The following is a 2,584-nucleotide window of genomic DNA, read 5'->3' as shown; positions in this document are numbered from 1 at the left end:
GGAAATCCCGGGAGGGATCACCCAGTTCACCTCGATGTTCATGACCGTCATCATCTTCGGTGCCGGAGTTGACTATTCGGTGTTCCTCATCAGCCGCTATCATGAGGGTATTCGAGCAGGCAACTCTCCTGATGCCGCTATTGCCCACGCGAATGCAACTATCGGCCGCGTGGTTCTCGCATCGGCGGGCACTGTGGCCCTAGCCTTCCTGGCTATGGCCTTCGCCAAGCTCAGTGTGTTCAACACTTTGGGGCCGGCCTGCGCAATCGCCATAGCATTCGCATTCTTGGCGACGGTGACATTGTTGCCCCCCGTGCTCTCCTTCGCTGCCAAGAGAGGGGCCGGCCTTCCCCGCCGTGACCTGACGCGGGATTACTGGAGAAGAGTCGGAGTCATGGTTATCCGGCGGCCGGTCCCTCTGCTCGCGATCAGTGTAGTCGCGTTGATTGGCCTCGCCCTGGTCGCCGCAACAATCCAGATCACCTACGACGATCGAGAGGGGCAGCCAACTGACACAGGGAGCAACGAAGGCTACGCGCTGCTCAACCGCCACTTTCCGAAAGACATCATTATCTCGGAATTCTTGGTGGTGGAGTCCGAGAACGACATGCGCACGGCTCAAGGCCTTGCCGACCTCGACCAGTTGGCATCCCGCGTCGCGCAGATTCCCGGCGTGACCAGGGTCATTGGCGTGACGCGGCCAACCGGTGAGAAGCTGCAGCAGGCGCAATTGTCTTGGCAGAACGATCAGATCGGTACCAAGATCACCGAGGAGACCGGAGATGTACAGGCCCGCAAGGGTGATCTGGCCGTCCTGAAGACCGGATCAGAGCAGCTCGCCGGAGGCCTGGCACTGCTAGAAGACCAGATCTCATCCAATCTCGCTCCGCTGTCGGGGTTGCTAGACGAGGTGTCGTCATTTGGCCCACAACTCGATGAGTACCGGCCGTTGGTGAACCAACTCGCGAGCGCCGCCCCAACGCTTCGACAGTTCTCCCAGCGAGCGCCTGAGCTGTCTCAACTCGCACGTCGGGCCCAGTCTGCGGCAGACGCGGTCGCGCCAGCGTTGTCCGCATTGGAAGCTCCGTGGTGTCAGCAGATCGCGCAGTGCTCGGCACTGCGCGCGCAAACGGCCGACATCCGGGCACTCGCGGATGATCAGTCGCTCGCGAGGGTGGCTAACTTTGCCGCGCAACTCGGCCGCGTGAGTGCGCCAGGCTCTACCGACATGGCACAGCTGCAGCGTTCTCTTCAAACGCTGAATTCTGCACTACAGACCATCGGTGGACAGGACCTCGGGAACAGGGTCTCGCAACTCGAGTCCGGCGTCGGCGCACTCGCCGACGGCGCACGTCAGTTGTCGAACGGAGTCGGGGCTTTGGTGGACAGCAACGTTCAGCTACTCGGTGGACTAGCACAGGTCGCCGCACAGCTTCGGGCTCCCGCCCGCGAGATCGGCGATTCTGATTCGGCAACCGGCTTCTATCTCCCCGCGGATGCGTTCAAGGACCAGCAGTTCAGTCAGGTCGCTCGACAGTTCATCTCGCCCGACGGGAAAACCGTGCGCTATGCGGTACAGACCTCCTACGACCCATACTCTGCCGATGCAATGACGCTGGCGAACGAGCTGTCTAGCGTCGCCGAGAACGCGATGCCGAACACCACTCTGGAGGGCGGACGTGCTTCGGTCGCGGGCTTTCCTGCGATCAATGCCGACGTCCAGCGGTTGTTGTCGTACGATTTCAAACTGCTTGGCATAGCCACACTTCTCATCGTGGGTCTGATCCTGATGCTGTTGTTGCGGGCCGTCGTTGCACCGGTCTATCTCCTTGCAACCGTCGTCTTGAACTATATGGCGGCTCTTGGTATCGGTGTGCTCGTACTTCAACACATCCTCGGTGCCGGGATCGCCTGGCCAGCTCCACTGGTGTCGTTCATCGTCTTGGTGGCGGTGGGCGCTGACTACAACATGCTGCTGGTCTCACGCCTGAGAGAGGAGACGAGAGCGAGCGTGCGGGTCGGAGTAATGCGTACCGTCGCCTACACCGGTTCGGTGATCACCTCGGCCGGGTTGATCTTCGCAGCCAGCATGTTCGGGCTGATGGTCGGCTCCATCGATGTGATGGTGCAAATCGGGTTCATCATCGGTGTCGGTTTGCTGCTCGACACGTTCCTGGTGCGGACCTTAGTAGTCCCGGCACTAGCGGTGCTGCTGGGCACTGCAAGCTGGTGGCCGGGTGACATCGACCGCTTCCGGCGCGCCCTGGGACCATCGCAAAAGACACGCGGACGGACCCATGGGGATCTGACAAGCGTCGGTCCCTGAACTTCCCGACCATCCCGTCAACAGGTAAGGATCGGCATAGGGCATGACGCGGCACGGTCGCTCGTGATAGACGAATTGCGTCCGTACAACGCTAGACGGTATGGGTGACTCCACGGCGATGTGTTGGGGGTTGCGGGCCGGAGCCTCACGCACAGGGACTGAACGACCCGAGGTTTTGTGCCGCCTCCATTGTGGGCTGGTCCTCGGGCCGAGGCCAGAGTAGTGGAGCGTTTCGAACTCGGTCGGGGGGATCTGGCC

General features: G+C 61.4%; 1 protein-coding gene. It reads left to right on the top strand.

Annotation, left to right across the window (positions count from 1 at the left end; genetic code table 11):
* A partial coding sequence (locus tag AMD30_RS24120) for an MMPL family transporter (RefSeq protein ID WP_055477353.1) occupies positions 1 to 2,326 on the top strand: 2,326 nt, incomplete at its 5' end.
* Positions 2,327 to 2,584: the final 258 nt, after the last annotated feature.

The organism is Gordonia sp. HS-NH1 (assembly GCF_001418765.1).
Classification (GTDB): Bacteria; Actinomycetota; Actinomycetes; order Mycobacteriales; family Mycobacteriaceae; genus Gordonia.
Note: the sequence above shows the minus strand (reverse complement) of the source record. Positions and strands in the feature narration are given on the sequence as shown.